This is a genomic window from Caballeronia calidae (assembly GCF_900044055.2).
Taxonomy (GTDB): domain Bacteria; phylum Pseudomonadota; class Gammaproteobacteria; order Burkholderiales; family Burkholderiaceae; genus Caballeronia; species Caballeronia calidae.
On record NZ_FCOX02000010.1, the window covers coordinates 78,621 to 95,388 of the forward strand.

The window sequence follows — 16,768 nt, forward strand, 5'->3', positions numbered from 1 at the left end:
AAGACGCGTCATGCAGCGTGACGCTGGCGCTCAACGGCGTCATGCGGGGCGGCGCATGCGAAACGCGCGAGCTGCTCTCCGATTTTCTGCGTCATGAGCTCGGCGCGACCGGTACGCACGTCGGCTGCGAGCATGGCGTATGCGGAGCGTGCACCGTGCTCGTCGACGGCGTGGCCGCGCGTTCGTGCCTGATGCTCGCGGTGCAGGCGGATGGACGGCGCATCGACACGGTGGAAGGACTGTCGTCGTCCGCGCAGACGCTCGGCGATCTTCAGGAAGCGTTCGCGCGTCATCATGCGTTGCAGTGCGGCTTTTGCACGGCGGGCATCCTGATGTCGTGCACGGACTTTCTGCAGCGCGTACCGAATCCCGATGAAGAAGCGGTGCGCGAGATGCTGTCCGGCCACTTGTGCCGCTGTACGGGTTATACGCCGATCGTCGCGGCGGTGCTCGACGTGGCGAAGCTGCGGCAGGCGCAATCGTGCGAGCAGGAGGCGAGCCATGTTTGATCTCGGCCGCACGTTCATGCAAACGGTGGAGCGCAGCCCGCATGCGCTCGCGCTCGTCGATGGCGATATCGCGCTGACTTACGCGCAGTGGTTCGATGAAGTCGCCAGGGTCGCGACGGGCCTCAAAACGCTCGGCCTTGCGCGCGGCGATCGCTTGCTCGTCGCGCTGCAGAATCGCTGGGAAATGGCGACGCTGCACTGGGCGTGCCAATTCACGGGCATCGTCATCGTGCCGCTGAACTGGCGCCTCAAGCCCGAGGAGCTCAACTACAGCGTGACCGATGCGGGCGCGCGGGCGATCGTCTATGAAAGCGTTTCCGCCGAAGCCGTGACGCAAAGCGCGGCTGCGCAGGAGATCGCGCGTATCGGGCTCGACGACGTCGAGGGCGCGACACATACCTTCGATGAGCTTCGGGCATCCATGCCGGCGCAACTCGCTACGGAAGCATCCGCCGACGACTACTCGGTGATGCTCTACACCTCCGGCACGACGGGCATGGGCAAGGGCGTGCCGCGCAGGCATCGACATGAGCGCGCCGCCGCGCTCGCGCATGTCGCGCAGAATCTTTATCGGCGCGGCGAACGCACGCTCGGCGTGATGCCGCTCTATCACACGATGGGCGTGCGCTCGCTGCTCGCGATGGCGCTCGTCGATGGGCTCTTCGTCTGCGTGCGGCGATGGAACGCGAAGCTCGCGCTCGACTCGATCGAAGCGCATGCGTTGACCTGCCTGTATCTCGTGCCGACGCTCTATCACGATCTGCTCGCCGCGCCCGGCTTTTCGAAAACGCGCATCCGTTCCGTCACGAAGCTGGGTTTTGCCGGCGCGCCGATGAACGACGGTCTGCTCAAACGCTGCTCGGCCGCGTTCGAACCGGAGCTCTTCGTGAATCACTATGGCTCGTCGGAGGTGTACACGTTCAGCATCGATCAGAACGCGACGAAGAAGCCCGGAAGCGCCGGGCGTGCGGGCCTCAATACGCGCTTGCGCGTCGTGAAGCTGGAGGCTGCATCGCCGGGACAGATCGCGGCAACGGGCGAGGAAGGGCAGATCATCGTCGAATTGCTCGGGGACGAAGCGTTCGAAGGCTACTGGAACCGTCCCGATGCGAACGCGAAGTCTTTGCGCGACGGCTGGTACTTCACCGGCGATACCGGTTACGTCGATGCGGACGGCGATATCTATGTCACCGGCCGCGTCGACGACATGATCATCAGCGGTGGCGAGAACATATCGCCGGTCGATATCGAATCGGTTCTGTCGCTGCATCCCGCCGTCGATGAAGTCGCGGTCGCGGGCGTCAAGGACGAACGCTGGGGCCAGAAAGTGGTCGCGTTCGTCAAGCGATCGCGGGACGTGGACGAAAACGCATTAGACGAGTTTTGCCGCAACTCGGACCTGGTCAACTTCAAGCGTCCGCGCGAATACGTGTTCGTCGATCAGATACCGAAATCTCCCGTCGGAAAGATACTGCGGCGCAAGCTTTCGAGCGGCGAATACGAACCCGAACGTTAAGAAGCGCCCTGCACGAGGCGTTCGAGAAAGCACTGCATCCATATCGGATATATAGATATCCGAAGTAAATATTAAATACGGAGATCGGCAATGGACGAAGTATTTCGGCGCGATGAAATCGCGCAAGGCGTGAGGGGAAGTCAGGTGGCCGTCGCCGTCATGGCGTCTTGTCTCGGATGGGCGCTCGATCTGTTCGACCTGTTCGTTGTCTTGTTCGTGGCACCCGTGATCGGGCATCTGTTCTTTCCGTCGTCCAATCCGATGTTTTCGCTTGCGGCCGTCTATGCGTCGTTCGCCGTGACGCTGTTGATGAGACCGCTCGGCTCGGCAATCTTCGGCTCGTTCGCCGATCAGCACGGACGCAAGCGCGCGATGGTGGTGTCGGTCGTTGGCGTAGGCGTTTCGACGGCCGCATTCGGCATGTTGCCGACCGTCGCGCAGGTGGGCGTCATCGCGCCGATGCTCTTTCTCCTGCTGCGTCTCGTGCAGGGCGTGTTCGTCGGAGGCGTGGTGGCGTCGACGCATACGATCGGCACCGAGACCGTCAGCCTCAAGTGGCGCGGCGCGGTGTCCGGGTTCGTCGGCGGCGGTGGCGCGGGGCTCGGCGCGTTGCTCGCATCACTCGTCTATCTCGCGACGACCGCGCTCTTTCCGGGCGCTGCGTTCGAGGTGTGGGGCTGGCGCTGCATGTTCTTCGCGGGCATCGTGAGCTCGGTACTCGGCGTGTTCGTCTTCAATCGGCTTGAAGAATCGCCGCTCTGGGCCGAGCTCGCGGCGCGCAAGCAAGCGGCGGCGCGCGCGAGGGGCATCACGAATGAAGCGCCGGGTGTTTCACCGCTGCGCGTGCTGTTCTCGAAGAAGTATCGCTCGATTCTGCTCGTGAATCTGATGCTGACCATCGGAGGCGGAAGCGGCTATTACCTCACGTCGGGATACCTGCCGACTTTCCTCAAGGTCGTCACGCATACGTCCGCATCGAACGCGGGTTGGATCCTGATGTGGTCGAGCGTCGCGGTGGTGATCGCATCGACAGCGGCGGGGCATCTGAGCACGATGATCGGCCGCAAGCGCAGTTTCATCTGGCTCGGCATCGCGCGTCTGATCGGCTTTCCGCTGCTCTATCTCGCGCTGCCGCATGCGGGCGACGTGTGGCTCATCGGCTTTTATGCGATCGTGCTCAGCGCGCTCGGCAGTGCCGGCTACGCGCCGATTCTCATCTTCCTCAATGAACGCTTTCCGACGGCGATCCGCGCATCGGGAACGGGCTTGTCGTGGAATCTGGGCTTCGCGGTGGGCGGGATCATGCCGACAGTCGTTTCCGTGGTCGCGGGATCGTCCTCCGATTTGCCGATGGTGCTCGCAGTCGCGCTCATCGCGATCAGCGTGCTGTTTCTCATTGGCGCGTTTATCGTGCCTGAAACAATGGGCCGTCTGAACGACGAGGACTGAGGGGGCCGGCCTGAAATGCGCAACTGCAGCAAGTCTATTGATCCGATGATTAACGGCGGTTCCGATACGATTTCAGGCGGTATTGACCTCGCCGTTCACGCCTTGTCGATTGTCGACGGCACCCGGCATCGCAAGGGTCGCTCGATCGGCCCGAAGCGTTGCCGAATCCGCGTTTTCTGAGCTACCGTATCAACAGGAAGCGACAGATGCGCGGAACTGAACCGTGGGGAGTGCACTCATGTTCCACCGGAAACTGAAAGACTTTCCGCCGAATTTTCTCTGGGGTGCCGCCTCGGCGGCTTATCAGGTAGAAGGCGCCTGGAACGAGGACGGCAAAGGCCCGTCGGTGTGGGATGCCTTCACCAAGATTCCCGGCAAGACCTTTCAGGGCAGCAACGGCGATGTGGCAGTCGATCACTATCATCGCTTTGCCGAAGATGTGGCGCTGATGGCGCAGATGGGCATGAAGGCATATCGCTTCTCCGTGAGCTGGCCGCGCATCTATCCGCAAGGTCGGGGCGAGGTCAACGAAGCAGGGCTGGCATTCTATGAGCGATTGATTGATGCATTGCTCGATCACGGCATCGAGCCGGTGCTCACGCTGTACCACTGGGATTTGCCACAGGCTTTGCAGGATGCATACGGTGGCTGGGAAAGCCGCGAGATCATCGCGGATTTCGAGCGCTATTGCGTCACGCTGTTTCAGCGCTTCGGTGGAAAGGTCAGGTATTGGGTTTCGCTGAATGAACAGAACTTCAACTTCACCAATGCCTATCAGTTGGGCACTCACCCTCCGGGCGTAGAGGACCGCAAGCGTTTCTTCGCGGCCAATCATGTGGCATTCCTCGCCAATGCCACGGTGATTGCCGCATTCCGCCAGCACGTACCGGACGGCCAGATCGGCCCCAGCTTTGCCTACTCGCCTGCGTACCCGGCCTCCAGTGCGCCTGCCGATATTCTGGCCTTCGAGAACGCCGATGAGTTCACCAATTACTGGTGGCTCGATCTCTATTGCTTTGGCCGCTATCCGCAAGCGGCGCTGCATTACCTCGAGGAAACCGGCGAAGCGCCGCACATGGAACCGGGCGATCTGGAAATCTTTCGGCGCGGCTTGCCCGACTTTGTCGGCGTGAACTACTACTACACCACCACGTTTACCGAGAACCCGCTCGATGGTGTGGGCATGAAGCGCATCAACACCACCGGCCAGAAAGGCACCACACCATCGAGCGGCGTGCCCGGCCTGTATCGCACCGCCGCCAACCCGAATCTGGAAACATCCAACTGGGACTGGGCTATCGATCCTGCCGGATTGCGTATTGCGATGCGTCGAATCTCCAGCCGCTACGCGCTGCCGATGATGATTACCGAAAACGGTCTGGGCGAGTTCGACACGCTGCACGCCGATGACACCATTCATGACGCCTACCGCATTGCCTACCTGAAAGGGCATGTCGAAGCCTGCCAGCAAGCGATCAGCGACGGCGTGCAGTTGCTGGGATATTGCGCATGGTCGTTTACCGATATCCTGAGCTGGCTGAATGGCTATCAGAAGCGATATGGATTCGTGTACGTCGACCGTGACGAGACCAATGCGAAAGACCTGCGCCGTATACCGAAAGACAGCTTTTACTGGTATCGAGATGTGATCGCCAGCAACGGCAAAAAGCTTTGATAAAAGCTCCGCAACGACATGAATATTCGCTCGGCGGCTAGGCCGACCAGCCGGCGCGCATTCGATGATCTACATGTCGCTTGTTTTTCAACCTGCGTGGGCGCTTGCCGTGCGAACCGTGCGCGGCCCTTCGCGCAGCAAGAGGGGCATTAAACGCCGTTTGGCCGTCTGCGCGGCCCACTCGCAATACGCGGCGCTGCCGAGCACCCAGCCCTTGAGCGTCGACTGCATCAGGTTATGGACCTCGTGTTCGTCGAGGGGCTGTGCGCCCAAATCGCGGTAAGCCTGGTTGCGCTCGAGCGGCGTACTGCCGAGCGCCCGATAGAGCGAGTGATCCTTGATGAAGCTATCGACACGCAGCCCGATGTGGTGTGTGTAACTCGACCACGGGTAATTTCCGGGCTCGGCTACGAGGCGGTTGCGCACCGGCGCATGATCGATGGCCCGGCTTGCGAGCAGAAAATAACGGTCGGGCTCGATCACTGTTGCCCGGTACGCGCCACGCCACACCATGCCGCGACGTCCATGGCGGCGATTGAAGGTCTCGACATAGCGGCGGCCGACCGCCTGCATCGCCATGGCCACGCTCGACTCGTATGAGGGCGTGACGAGGAACTGTACTGCGTCAGGCATGAGCACCCACGCGTGGACGGCCAGATCGGCGACGCGCGCTGCGTCTGCCAGGCAGGCGAGGAAGTACCGGTAGTCTCCTTCGTCCAGGAATGCGGGCCCGGTGAGCCCCTGCAAGATAACGTGCTGCGGTTGTTCTGGGACGTAGTGCCGTGCAAGCCGTGTCATGCTGAATGAACCGGAAGTCCGATGTGAGAAAGCGATCCGACGGGTATCGGATGCGTGACGGTGCGTAATGTGGATATGGGACGAAATTCTATCGGTCGCGCGCACACGTTTGCGTCGCGAATAGCGCTTTCTTATGGCCTCTTTTCGGTGAATTGCCGATCGCGTGATCGATATTTTTTTGTGCCGCCGCAGAATAGCCGCGAGAGGCGACATGGACGGCGCCTGAGCGAAGACCGTCCTGCCGATGGTGGTCGAACCGCTGAAGCGCCAGCCGCAGGCGCTCGGTCCGCAAATCAATCCATTCGATGCGGCCGTGCGCCGACCGGTTCATGGCCTGACGCGCGCATAACATTCGCCGGGATGACCCGCGCTGCATGCTGAAACCCTCTCCTGAGGACGTCAGGTATCTCTGCCATCGGGCTCGAAAGTGTCGGTGGTCTCTTTACCGTTGACTTCTCCGGAACCGCAGCATCGCTGGCAGAGCTGCCACCGCTCTCCGTTGCACTTCGGGCACGTGATGGTGTTGGAGGTGCGAGACATGTCCGAAACGGTCTCGACTTCGGTTATCTGCACCTTTCCCGTTCCGCCACATTTTTCGCACTTGACCTTTCCCTGGCCATCACATTGCGAACAGGTAGTCATGCTCTCTGCTCCCGTTGGATACGCGACCATACTACTCCGAGCGGCGATTAGAGCTCCACGCGCATGCGCTTCGCGGGACGTGTTACAGAATACTGTCCAGCGCTTTCGCGAACCTGGCCTCGGTGCCTTCGATGTCGTGAAGTTTGTCCAGGCCGAATAGACCAATACGGAAGGTCTTGAAGTCTTCCGGCTCGTCGCATTGAAGAGGAACGCCCGGCGCAATCTGCAAGCCGGCACCGACGAATTTCTTGCCGGAGCGCATGTCATCATCGTCCGTGTAGCAGACCACGACGCCCGGAGCCTCGAAACCTTCGGCTGCTACGCTCTTGAAGCCCCTGTCAGCCAGCAGTGAGCGAATGCGTTTGCCAAGTTCAAGTTGTTCCGCTCTCACTTTGTCGAAGCCATATGCCTCGGTTTCCTTCATGACATCGCGCAGCGTCGCGAGACTATCCGTGGGCATCGTCGTGTGGTACGCAAAGCCATTGTTCTCATAGGCTTCCATGATTTGCAGCCACTTGCGGAGGTCGCAGGCGAAGCTCGTGCTGGTCGTCGCATCGATTCTTTCGCGGGCGAGGGCGCTGAGCATGACCAGTGCGCAACAAGGCGACGCGCTCCATCCCTTTTGCGGGGCGCTGATCAGCACATCGACGCCGCTGGCTTCCATGTCGACCCAGATCGTACCGGAGGCGATGCAATCCAGTACGAACATACCGCCGACGGCATGAACCGCGTCGGACACCGCGCGCAAGTATGAATCCGGCAGCAGGATTCCGGATGCGGTTTCGACGTGCGGCGCAAAGACGAGATCCGGCCTGGTTTGCCTGATCGCAGCGACGACTTCTTCCACGGGAGGCGGTGCAAACGCGGCTTGCCTGCCTTGTTCGACCGGACGCGCTTTCAATACGGTCGATTCGGACGGAATGCCGCCCATGTCGAAAATCTGCGACCAGCGGAAGCTGAACCAGCCGTTGCGGATGACGAGACACTTTTGATTCGTCGCGAACTGCCGGGCGACGGCTTCCATTCCAAACGTTCCGCTGCCCGGGACGACCACAGCAGCCCTGGCGTTGTAGACCTTTTTCAGTGCACCGGAAATGTCGCGCATGACGCCCTGAAAGAGCTGCGACATATGATTGATCGATCGGTCGGTGAAGACGACCGAGTATTCGAGGAGTCCATCTCGATCGACATCAGGGAGTAACGCTGGCACGCTCGCCTCCTGTAACAGACGAATGAAGAAATCGAATTCAGATTCTAACGAAAGCCCGCCGCGACCGAGGCGACGAGCACTCGGCGAGGCCGACGGGTTCAAGTCCGCTTCGCGCCCGCACCGCGTGCGATCAGGAATTCGTCCAGCTGCTCGAATGTCTCGGGCATCGCCTCGTCCATTCCCTCGATGGCGACGTCGAGCGCACTCTTCGACGGATAGTCCTCGCGCATCACCAGCAGCGTCTTGCCATCTTTCTCCTCGAAGGTCACCGTCGTGACGGCGCCATCGTTGCTTTCCTCGTTGGTCCACACGAGACGGGCATTCGGCACCACTTCGAGATATCTGCCGAAGAACGCCATGGGCGCCGCGGCCTTGGGATGAGCGAACTCCAGGCGATAGCTGCCGCCGACACGGACATCCTGTTCACAGGAAAGCAGGGTCGCGCCGCTCGATTTCGGCACCCACCATTGCTTGAACAGCTCGGGCGTGGTCCACGCTTCGAACACGAGCCGCGACGGGGCGTCGAAGGTTCGCGTGGTGACCAGCTCGCGCTCGGACTTCCGTTCCAATGCCGTGCGGTTGCCGGTGCGGGCGGACTCACTCTCTCTTCTTGCGACCATCACGTTTCTCCTTGCGTTTGAGTTCCTCGATGACGGTGTCCAGCGCGCCGAAGGGCGCGGCCCACATCCGGCGGTCGTTCTCGATCCGGGCCGACGCTTCCTCGAGACGGCGCGAGCGATGGCCCAGGCAGCACGAGCGCATCGGTGCAGGTAGGAATACGATATCAGTAAGCACGGAGGCAGGTCATGACCACGGCTGCCAGCTTCGACATTGGCTACACACGGTTCCTCGGCCCCGAGGGCGAGTGTGTGCAGCCGTTACCGGGCTTTGCGAGCGATGTCGCCGTGCTGATCGAGCTCTATCGGAGGATGGTGCTGACACGGGCGTTCGACAGCAAGGCGGTAGCGCTGCAACGGACCGGCCAGCTTGGCACGTTCGCGTCGTCGCTCGGTCAGGAAGCGATCGGCGTCGGCGTGGCGAGCGCGATGCAGACCGACGATGTTCTTTTTCCATCCTATCGCGATCACGCGGCCCAATTGCTGCGCGGCGTCACGATGACCGAGAGTCTGCTGTACTGGGGCGGCGACGAGCGCGGCAGCGACTTCAAGGTTCCCCGTAACGATTTTCCGAACTGCGTACCGATCGCGACACAGGTCTGCCATGCAGCCGGCGCGGCATACGCATTCCGGCTGCGTCGCGAACCGCGCGTCGCGGTGGCGATCCTGGGCGACGGAGCGACATCGAAGGGCGACTTCTACGAGGCGATGAACCTGGCCGGCGTCTGGCGTGCGCCGCTCGTGCTCGTCGTCAACGACAATCAATGGGCGATTTCCGTGCCACGCAGCCGACAGACGGCCGCGCAAACGCTCGCACAAAAGGCGATCGCGGCTGGCATCGAGGGTCTTCAGGTCGATGGCAACGACGTGATTGCCGTGCGTGAGGTCGCCGGTGCGGCGCTCGACAAGGCCCGGCGGGGCGACGGTCCGACCTTGATCGAAGCCCTCAGCTACCGGCTGGGCGATCACACAACAGCTGATGACGCGTCACGCTATCGCGACGCCGAGGTCGTGAGCCAGCGATGGGAATCCGAGCCGCTGCGCCGGCTGCGTCTCTATCTCACGCAATTGAAGGCGTGGGACAAGGAACAGGAAGACGCGCTGGGCAAGTCGTGCCATGCAGAGGTCGAGCGCGCCGTGGAGGCGTATCTCGCGACTCCCGCGCCGGATGTGTCCGCGATGTTCGACCATCTTTACGCGGCTCTGCCCGAGGCCATGAAAGAGCAACTGGCGATGGCGCGGCGTTTCGCGTCGGCAGGAGATCATGATGGCTGAGCTCAACATGGTCGAGGCGATCAATCTGGCGCTCGCGTACGAGCTCGAGCATGATCCCGCGGTCATGCTGCTCGGCGAGGACATCGGCGCGAATGGCGGCGTGTTTCGCGCGACGCTCGGATTGCAGGCTCGCTTCGGCGCCGAGCGCGTACTCGATACGCCGCTCGCCGAAACCGCGATCGTCGGCTCGGCGATCGGCATGGCCGCCATGGGCCTGAAACCCGTCGCGGAAATCCAGTTCAGCGGATTCATTTATCCGGCCATCGATCACGTCCTGAACCATGCCGCGCGTCTGCGGCACCGCACCCGAGGGCGCCTCGGCTGCCCGCTCGTGATTCGCACGCCCTGTGGCGCGGGGATTCATGCACCGGAGCATCATTCCGAAAGCCCCGAAGCGTTGTTCGTGCATATGCCCGGACTGCGCGTCGTGACTCCGTCGTCCCCGGCGCGCGCCTACGGCTTGCTGCTCGCCGCGATTCGCGATCCCGATCCGGTCATCTTCTTCGAGCCAACCCGCCTGTACCGGCTGTACAGGCAACCTGTGGAGGACAACGGCGAGGCATTGCCGCTCGACTGCTGTTATCCATTGCGCGACGGGTCGGATGTCACGCTCGTGAGCTGGGGCGGCGCGTTGCAGGACGTGCAGGTCGCCGCGGACCAGCTCGCGCTGGAAGGCGTGATGGCCGAGGTGATCGACGTAACGACGCTCAAGCCGCTCGACATGAACACGATCCTCGAGTCGGTGGCGAAAACCGGACGCTGCGTGATCGTGCACGAAGGCTCGCGTACGGGCGGAGTCGGCGCGGAGATTGCCGCATGTATCGCCGAACGAGGCCTGTACTCCCTGCTTGCGCCCGTGCAGCGTGTCACCGGTTACGACGTGGTGGTCCCGCTTTACCGGCTCGAGAATCAATACATGCCCGGCCCGCAGCGGATCGTCGCCGCGGTCAGGCAGGCACTGGAGGCGGCGTGACGTCATGAAGGTCTTCAAGTTGCCGGACCTCGGCGAGGGCTTGCAGGAAGCGGAAATCGTCGAGTGGCATGTCAAGGCGGGCGACGAGCTTCGCGCGGATCAGCCCATGCTGTCGGTGGAGACGGCCAAGGCCATCGTCGAGATCCCGTCGCCCTATGCCGGGCGCATTGCGAAGCTGTTCGGCCAGCCGGGCGAGATCGTGCATCTGGGCGCGCCGCTCGTCGCGTTCGAGGGCGAGGGCGGCGATACGGACGCGGGTACCGTGGTGGGGCACATGGACGTCGGCCGGCAAGTGGTGCATGAGGCGCCGGCAGCGCTCGGTGGCGGCGCCGGCGCGGTATCGATCAAAGCGATGCCCGCGGTGCGGGCGCTCGCGCGCAAGCTGGATGTCGACCTGGCGATGGTGACGCCCTCGGGGCCGGAAGGCGTGATCACGGCGGCGGACGTGCAGCGCGCGGCGAAGACGCTCGCCGAACTGGGACCGCCCGAGGTGCTGCGCGGTGTGCGGCGCGCGATGGCGCAAAACATGGCGCGTGCGCAAAGCGAAGTGGCGGCGGCGACGGTCATCGACGATGCCGACATTCATGCGTGGTCCGCGCATGCCAATGTCACGATCCGGCTGATCCGCGCGCTAGCGGCCGGATGCCGGGTCGAACCGGGGCTGAATGCCTGGTTCGACGGCCATGCCGGGCGGCGCCATGTGCTCGCGAAGATCGATCTCGGTATCGCCGTGGACTTGCCCGAGGGACTTTTCGTCCCGGTGCTGCGAGATATCGTGCATCGCGATGCAGCCGATCTGCGCGCCGGGCTCGACCGTATGCGCGCCGACATCCGGGCGCGCCGGATTCCGCCCGAGGAGCTGCGCAATAACACGATCACGTTGTCGAATTTCGGCATGATCGCCGGCAAGTACGCGGCTCCGATCGTCGTGCCGCCGACGGTTGCGATTCTCGGCGCGGGGCGTATTCATGAACAGGTTGTGGCGCAGGACGGTGCGCCCGCGGTTCACCGGATCGTGCCGCTCAGTCTCACCTTCGATCACCGGGTCGTCACCGGAGGCGAAGCGGCACGTTTCCTCGCCGCGGTCATCGAGGATCTCGAGAAGCCGCAATAGATCGACCGTCGCCTTTAGCGACCGGCCTGCGAATAATCGAGTATCAATCGAATTCGTCGTCAAACATAAGCTCGAATCAAATGGTCTTTTCCACCATGGATATCGTTTTCCATGCGTGCGACAAATTGCGCGTCGACAGGAAGTGCCGAGGCGCTACCCTTTTACTAACGGCCTCGGCGTGACACGCAGGTCAAAGGAGACGAAAATGCTAAGCCCGCATGAGATCGCAGCGCTAATGCTGCTCGATGCAAATCCCCTTCAGAGTGAACTGGATCATTGCGATCTGGATTCCCTGTGTGAACGACAACTCGTCCTGTTGGAAAAACTGGCGTCCGGTGTCGAACGCCGACGCTTGACGGAGCAGGGACGCGTAGTGCTGCAATCTGTCGGAAAGTTGCATTAGCGCCAGTCGGTGTCATAGCTGACTTTGCCGGCGCATGTTCCACTGGATCGTGGGCTTCGAGCTTAGCGGCACCTTCAAGGTAACGATGAAAGAATAAAAACGAACGATCGCTTTCCAGAAGCGAGTTTCAACGTTAACCCTCATTACTAGTGCATTCGACGCATGTTTTAATCATTTCCTAAAAGGCGAACACGCGTTGCAGTTCCTAAAAATACTAAATGCGGAGTTCGTACTTCAAAGAATATAGATTTTCAGGGGAAGCCATGAGCGAAACCATTATGGGATGCATTGTGGCGGGTGCTGCCGTTTCCATTGCAATCCCGGGCATATTCAGGCACTACATTCAGGAGTCTCGACGCGATCGTGTGCTGCGAGGTCGATGCGAGCAGGGCGCAGTCCTTGAAAAAGGCGCGGTTCAAACACAGCTCAAAGCGCGACGAGTTTCTTGAGAAAGCTCATTTAAAGTCGATCAATATCGGTGGGATCAGCACAGGTCTAGACGATCGACAAGATCGCTCGAACTATTCATGACGTACAGCTTTATTAACCCGAAACGAGCCGTCGATGCTCGCGAGTCGGGTCCAGTGTTGCCGCGCGGCGGCGCACCGATGAATAGCGAGTCACCGGACGATGCACCAGCCGACCTCACACTGAGCGGCCTCGCCCGGGAACTGGCGCGATCACGGCGTCGACTGTTGCGTCGCGGATCAGCTGAAATGTCGACACAGTGTGCACGGGTCGACGCGGCCGCCAAACGCGCACTGGTCGGATATTTCGCTTTCATGCTCTCGGAAGTCTGCACCGCGCTGCTGCGCGCGGAGCGCTCCGAATTGCCGGCGAACGACGAATGTGTCGCGCCCCCAGGCGGACTCTACCCGCCGGAATGGCGGGTTACGGATCTGTTTCGCAACATCGAACGCGTGCAGCGTTGTCTGAAGGAGGAGATCCGCGCGTATTTCGGTCACGTGGCTACGTCGGTCGAGGTGCACATGCGGGCGCATGAGGTCGTCGAGCGCACGTTTCGCGCGATTATCGAAGCTGCAATCGAGGCGCAATTGCAACGTCAGGCTGCTGAAGTCTCAGCCGCGCAGGACGGCCTGCAAAAGGCGCTGACTGCGCTCCAGCACACCGAGGAGCGTCTGCGCGTCGCGACAAGCGCCGCCGGCATCGGCATCTTCGAATGGCGTGGCGCTTCGCGTTCCGGTGTGTGGGAAAACCGGCAGATGTACCACATCACCGGACAGCCCGAAGACCAGGGGCCTTTGACGGCGGACCAGTTCATGGCGCTCGTCCATCCGGCCGACGTCGATTTGCTGCTATCGCATTTCAGGTCCCGTCTGGTCTCTGCACAGCCTGTTCATGTCGCGTTCCGGCTGAACCGCGTGGCGGATCGTGCGCTTAGAACCGTTGAGATGTTCGGCCACTTCCGTCCTCTGGTGGAGCAGGACGATTACATATTCATCGGCAGCCTCTGCGACGTGACGGAGCGCGCTGATGCAGAGGCGAAACTCAAGGACGCGGATCGCCGCAAAGACATCTTTCTGGCCACGCTGGCGCACGAACTGCGCAACCCGCTGGCGCCTGTGCGCAACGCGGCTCATCTCCTGGGTCACGACGCCGGAGCTGATCCCGTCAAACGGGAGTGGCTGCGCAACGTAATCGAACGTCAGACCGGGCACCTCGCGCATCTGATCGATGACTTGCTCGATGTATCGCGGATCACCACGGGCAAGATCGAATTGCGACGCGAGGTCTTCGACATCCGGCGCGCGCTGGACCACGCGCTCGAGATCACCATGCCGGCTGCGCTGCAGCGACATCATGACATCGTGCGGCTGCCACTGGAACAGCCCGTCTATGTCGACGGCGATCCTGCACGCATGACCCAGATGTTTTCGAACCTTCTGGATAACGCCATCAAATATACCGACCCGGGTGGCCGGGTGATCCTTCGCACCGCGGTCGTCGGACGCGAGGTATGCGTGACCATAGCGGATACGGGCACAGGCATCGCGGACGATGCGCTTGCGCATGTATTCGACTTGTTCGTGCAGGGTTCAGGTCACGGCGAGCAGTCCCGAGGCGGTCTCGGAATCGGGCTGTCGGTTTGCAGGACACTGACGGAGATGCACGGAGGGACGATCGTCGCGAGAAGCGAGGGCAGGAACGAAGGGAGTGAATTCGAAATACGTCTGCCTGTCTGCCAGGCCAGCCACCGCGAGGCGGTGCACGGATTCATCGGCGATGAACCCTCGTCGGTTCGGCTGCCGATCCTGATCGTCGACGACAATGTCGATGTCGCGCTGTCGCTCGCGATGATTCTGGACAAGCACGACGTGCGCACTGCGCACAGCGGGGAGGAGGCCCTGCGAATCGCGGCAGCCTTCGAACCACGGTTGGTGTTCCTCGACCTCGGTTTGCCAGGCATTAGCGGCTACGAGGTGGCGCGTCGGCTGAGGGAGCGGCAAGCAGCCGGCACGCGGCTCGAGATCGTCGCTGTCTCGGGCTACGGTCAGCCTGAAGACCAGGCACGCTCGGCGAGCGCGGGTTGCGATAGCCATTTGATCAAACCCGTCGATGTCGAGGCCTTGCTTGCGATCGTTACGCGAATCGCTGAGTCGGCGGCCGAGGCCATCGACGTTTCGTCGCCTTGACCGGACCTTGTGCCGATTCGGCGATGATCGCGCCATCTGCTCACGACCGCGCATTCCGGCGATGAGTCGGCGCGTCGGGCTTACGCGCGCCTGACCCGCCACGCGGTCCGCAGCATTGCTTCCAGCAAATCGCCGTAATCCCAGCCGATGCCTCGCGCCGCGATGGCCGAGAGACTATCCTGATCGCTCCGCCCAGGGCGGCCGGCGCCGGTCATGTTCGGCTTCATGTTCACATCGAAGATGCGGTAATCGCCGCGAAGGTTCGCACGGCAGTCGATACGGATCGGTGCAAGCGCACCGATCGCTTCGAAGGCGCGCGCGCACGCATTCATCAGCGCGGCGACCGGCGGGGAGGCGGCTTCTGCTGCCGTGAGCACTGCGCTGTTGCGCGTGACCGCGACCGTGCCGTTATACGGTGCGACGCCGTCGACATGGTTCAAGCGGCGCACCGGCGAAAGCACGAGCGGGCCGGCATTCGCGCCTTGTTGCGTCATGACGGTCAACGTGAGTTCGTCGCCGGGCAGATACGCCTCCACGATGGCGAGCGAGCCGAACGCCCCGCTTTGAAAGAGGGATGCCAGTGCGGCGACGAATTGCGCATGGTTATCGACGAGCGTCACGCCTTGACTGCCTCTGCCTCGCACCGGTTTGACGATAAGCGGGAACGTTAGCCCGCGCTCGGCCAATGCACTTTGCGTCAATGATTCGAACGCAGGAATGTCCCCTTGCGCGTTCGCCCCGACGATGATCGATGCAGCGACCGGCAGGCCGCGAGCACGGAGCACCGCATTGGTCTCGTACTTGTCGTCGACGCGCTGCTGCCGCTCGGGCATCTGGCCGACGATCCAGCAGTCGAAGAGCATCGATTCGAGCGGATGTCCTTCGAAAAGCACCGTGTTGGCCCAGATGACCGTAGCGCCTTTGCGCACGGCCTCGCTCAACCCTTCGGTGGTATCAGGAAATACCCAGTCCGAGTCGACGTTCGCGTCAGGTTCGGCAACCGGCGTGACGATCTCGACGCCTCGTCGGCGCAGGCCGAATGCGATATCCGCGCCGCTGTCGGAATATCCCCCAGGCTTTGGGTCCTTGCGGGCGCCATCGAAAACCGGAGGCGGGACTTGTTGATAGATGATCGCGACACGCCGCTTCGCATCGCGGTCGATCTGTTCGACGATCATGGCTGGTCATCCGCGGCTGACTCCGCCGGCGCAACCGACGCACCGACGATGCCGTGCCGCTTCAACGACTCGGCGACGAAGCCCGACGCCTTCGTCTCTTCCACGAATGCGCGCAGCACGTCCGCCGCCGCCTGCCCACGGCTCTTTGGCGTACCCATCGCCTGGCGAATGACCATGAATCGCCCCGGAAGCAGCCGCAATCCGGGCGTGCGCCCGGCGTCGGCCTCCAGCTGCTGGCGCACGCCCGCTGCAACATCCAGCGCTTGCTCGATGAACGTCTGCACTACCGTCGGCGATGTCGGCGCGCGCACGATTTCGGCGTGCTTCAACTCGCGCGTCAGAAAAAGGTCATAGGCGCTGCCTTTGCCGACGGTCACGCGGATGCCTTCGCGATCCACTTGCTCATTGCACTCGATGCTCGACGCGTTGCGCACGAGATAGCAGCCTTCGATCAGCACGTACGGCGCGGTGAATGCGATGGTCTCGCCGCGCAACGGATCGATCGCGAAGAAGCCGAAGTCCGCGCGCTCTTCGCTCACGGCCTGCACCGACTTGCCCGCGGCATCGAATACCACGAGTTCCAGTTCGACACCGAGATGCTTCGCGAACGCACGCGCGAGATCGACGGATACGCCGAACGGCTCGCCCGTTTCCGGATCTTTATTGGCGAGAATCGGATTGCCGAGATTGATCGACGCGCGCAGCGTGCCCGTAGGCGTGAATGCGGCGACGACGTTTTGATCGATGGTCATGGG

The 16,768-nt window shown here is 62.1% G+C and carries 15 protein-coding genes; 9 read left to right on the top strand and 6 right to left on the bottom strand.

Annotated features, from left to right (window positions below; all coding sequences use genetic code 11):
- The first annotated feature begins 17 nt into the window (after window positions 1-17).
- The 4 genes from AWB78_RS12170 to AWB78_RS12185 all read left to right on the top strand — a co-directional run bounded on the left by AWB78_RS12170 (window position 18) and on the right by AWB78_RS12185 (window position 5,149).
- A complete protein-coding gene (locus tag AWB78_RS12170) occupies window positions 18-509 on the top strand; it encodes a (2Fe-2S)-binding protein (protein WP_062604832.1) in 492 nt (163 codons plus the stop codon).
- Window positions 502-2,025 (top strand): AMP-binding protein, encoded by a 1,524-nt coding sequence (locus AWB78_RS12175; protein WP_062604833.1) that lies wholly within the window; start codon window positions 502-504, stop codon window positions 2,023-2,025. Before AWB78_RS12170 ends, AWB78_RS12175 begins: the two co-directional genes overlap by 8 nt.
- A gap of 90 nt (window positions 2,026-2,115) precedes the next feature.
- The gene (locus tag AWB78_RS12180; RefSeq protein WP_062604834.1) at window positions 2,116-3,474 is read left to right on the top strand and encodes an MFS transporter; all 1,359 of its coding nucleotides are present in this window, start codon (window positions 2,116-2,118) and stop codon (window positions 3,472-3,474) included.
- 238 nt (window positions 3,475-3,712) lie between these two features.
- Window positions 3,713-5,149, top strand: coding sequence for a glycoside hydrolase family 1 protein (locus AWB78_RS12185; RefSeq protein ID WP_062604835.1), 1,437 nt, complete (start codon window positions 3,713-3,715; stop codon window positions 5,147-5,149).
- An 87-nt stretch (window positions 5,150-5,236) separates the two neighbouring features.
- Here the strand turns inward: AWB78_RS12185 and AWB78_RS12190 are convergent, their stop codons facing one another.
- The 4 genes from AWB78_RS12190 to AWB78_RS12205 form a co-directional block, all read right to left on the bottom strand.
- Entirely contained in the window at window positions 5,237-5,947 is a 711-nt protein-coding gene (locus AWB78_RS12190) for a transposase (protein ID WP_062604836.1), read from the bottom strand.
- Between the two features lie 724 nt (window positions 5,948-6,671).
- Window positions 6,672-7,799, bottom strand: a complete 1,128-nt coding sequence (locus AWB78_RS12195; RefSeq protein ID WP_062604837.1) for a pyridoxal-phosphate-dependent aminotransferase family protein — start codon at window positions 7,797-7,799, stop codon at window positions 6,672-6,674.
- 98 nt (window positions 7,800-7,897) lie between these two features.
- Window positions 7,898-8,419: an SRPBCC family protein gene (locus AWB78_RS12200; RefSeq protein ID WP_062604838.1), complete on the bottom strand. Its 522-nt coding sequence runs from the start codon at window positions 8,417-8,419 to the stop codon at window positions 7,898-7,900.
- Window positions 8,397-8,594 (bottom strand): hypothetical protein, encoded by a 198-nt coding sequence (locus AWB78_RS12205; protein WP_232477672.1) that lies wholly within the window; start codon window positions 8,592-8,594, stop codon window positions 8,397-8,399. Before AWB78_RS12205 ends, AWB78_RS12200 begins: the two co-directional genes overlap by 23 nt.
- A gap of 11 nt (window positions 8,595-8,605) precedes the next feature.
- Here AWB78_RS12205 and pdhA point away from each other — a divergent pair, with 11 nt between their 5' ends.
- The 5 genes from pdhA (at window position 8,606) to AWB78_RS12225 (ending at window position 14,835) form a co-directional block, all read left to right on the top strand.
- Window positions 8,606-9,691: a pyruvate dehydrogenase (acetyl-transferring) E1 component subunit alpha gene (gene pdhA / locus AWB78_RS12210; RefSeq protein ID WP_062604839.1), complete on the top strand. Its 1,086-nt coding sequence runs from the start codon at window positions 8,606-8,608 to the stop codon at window positions 9,689-9,691.
- Window positions 9,684-10,664 (top strand): alpha-ketoacid dehydrogenase subunit beta, encoded by a 981-nt coding sequence (locus AWB78_RS12215; protein ID WP_062604840.1) that lies wholly within the window; start codon window positions 9,684-9,686, stop codon window positions 10,662-10,664. Before pdhA ends, AWB78_RS12215 begins: the two co-directional genes overlap by 8 nt.
- 4 nt (window positions 10,665-10,668) lie before the next feature.
- Window positions 10,669-11,778, top strand: coding sequence for a dihydrolipoamide acetyltransferase family protein (locus AWB78_RS12220; RefSeq protein ID WP_062604841.1), 1,110 nt, complete (start codon window positions 10,669-10,671; stop codon window positions 11,776-11,778).
- A 666-nt stretch (window positions 11,779-12,444) separates the two neighbouring features.
- Window positions 12,445-12,630, top strand: a complete 186-nt coding sequence (locus tag AWB78_RS47610; RefSeq protein WP_198399255.1) for a hypothetical protein — start codon at window positions 12,445-12,447, stop codon at window positions 12,628-12,630.
- Window positions 12,631-12,708: 78 nt separating this feature from the next.
- The gene (locus AWB78_RS12225) at window positions 12,709-14,835 is read left to right on the top strand and encodes a hybrid sensor histidine kinase/response regulator (RefSeq protein WP_232477673.1); all 2,127 of its coding nucleotides are present in this window, start codon (window positions 12,709-12,711) and stop codon (window positions 14,833-14,835) included.
- 80 nt (window positions 14,836-14,915) lie between these two features.
- On the opposite strand, the gene AWB78_RS12230 is transcribed toward AWB78_RS12225, so the two are convergent.
- Both AWB78_RS12230 and AWB78_RS12235 read right to left on the bottom strand, forming a co-directional pair.
- On the bottom strand, window positions 14,916-16,013 hold the full coding sequence (locus AWB78_RS12230) for an ATP-grasp domain-containing protein (RefSeq protein ID WP_062604842.1): 1,098 nt from the start codon (window positions 16,011-16,013) through the stop codon (window positions 14,916-14,918).
- Window positions 16,010-16,765, bottom strand: coding sequence for an ABC transporter substrate-binding protein (locus AWB78_RS12235; RefSeq protein WP_062604843.1), 756 nt, complete (start codon window positions 16,763-16,765; stop codon window positions 16,010-16,012). Before AWB78_RS12235 ends, AWB78_RS12230 begins: the two co-directional genes overlap by 4 nt.
- Between the last annotated feature and the right edge of the window lie 3 nt (window positions 16,766-16,768).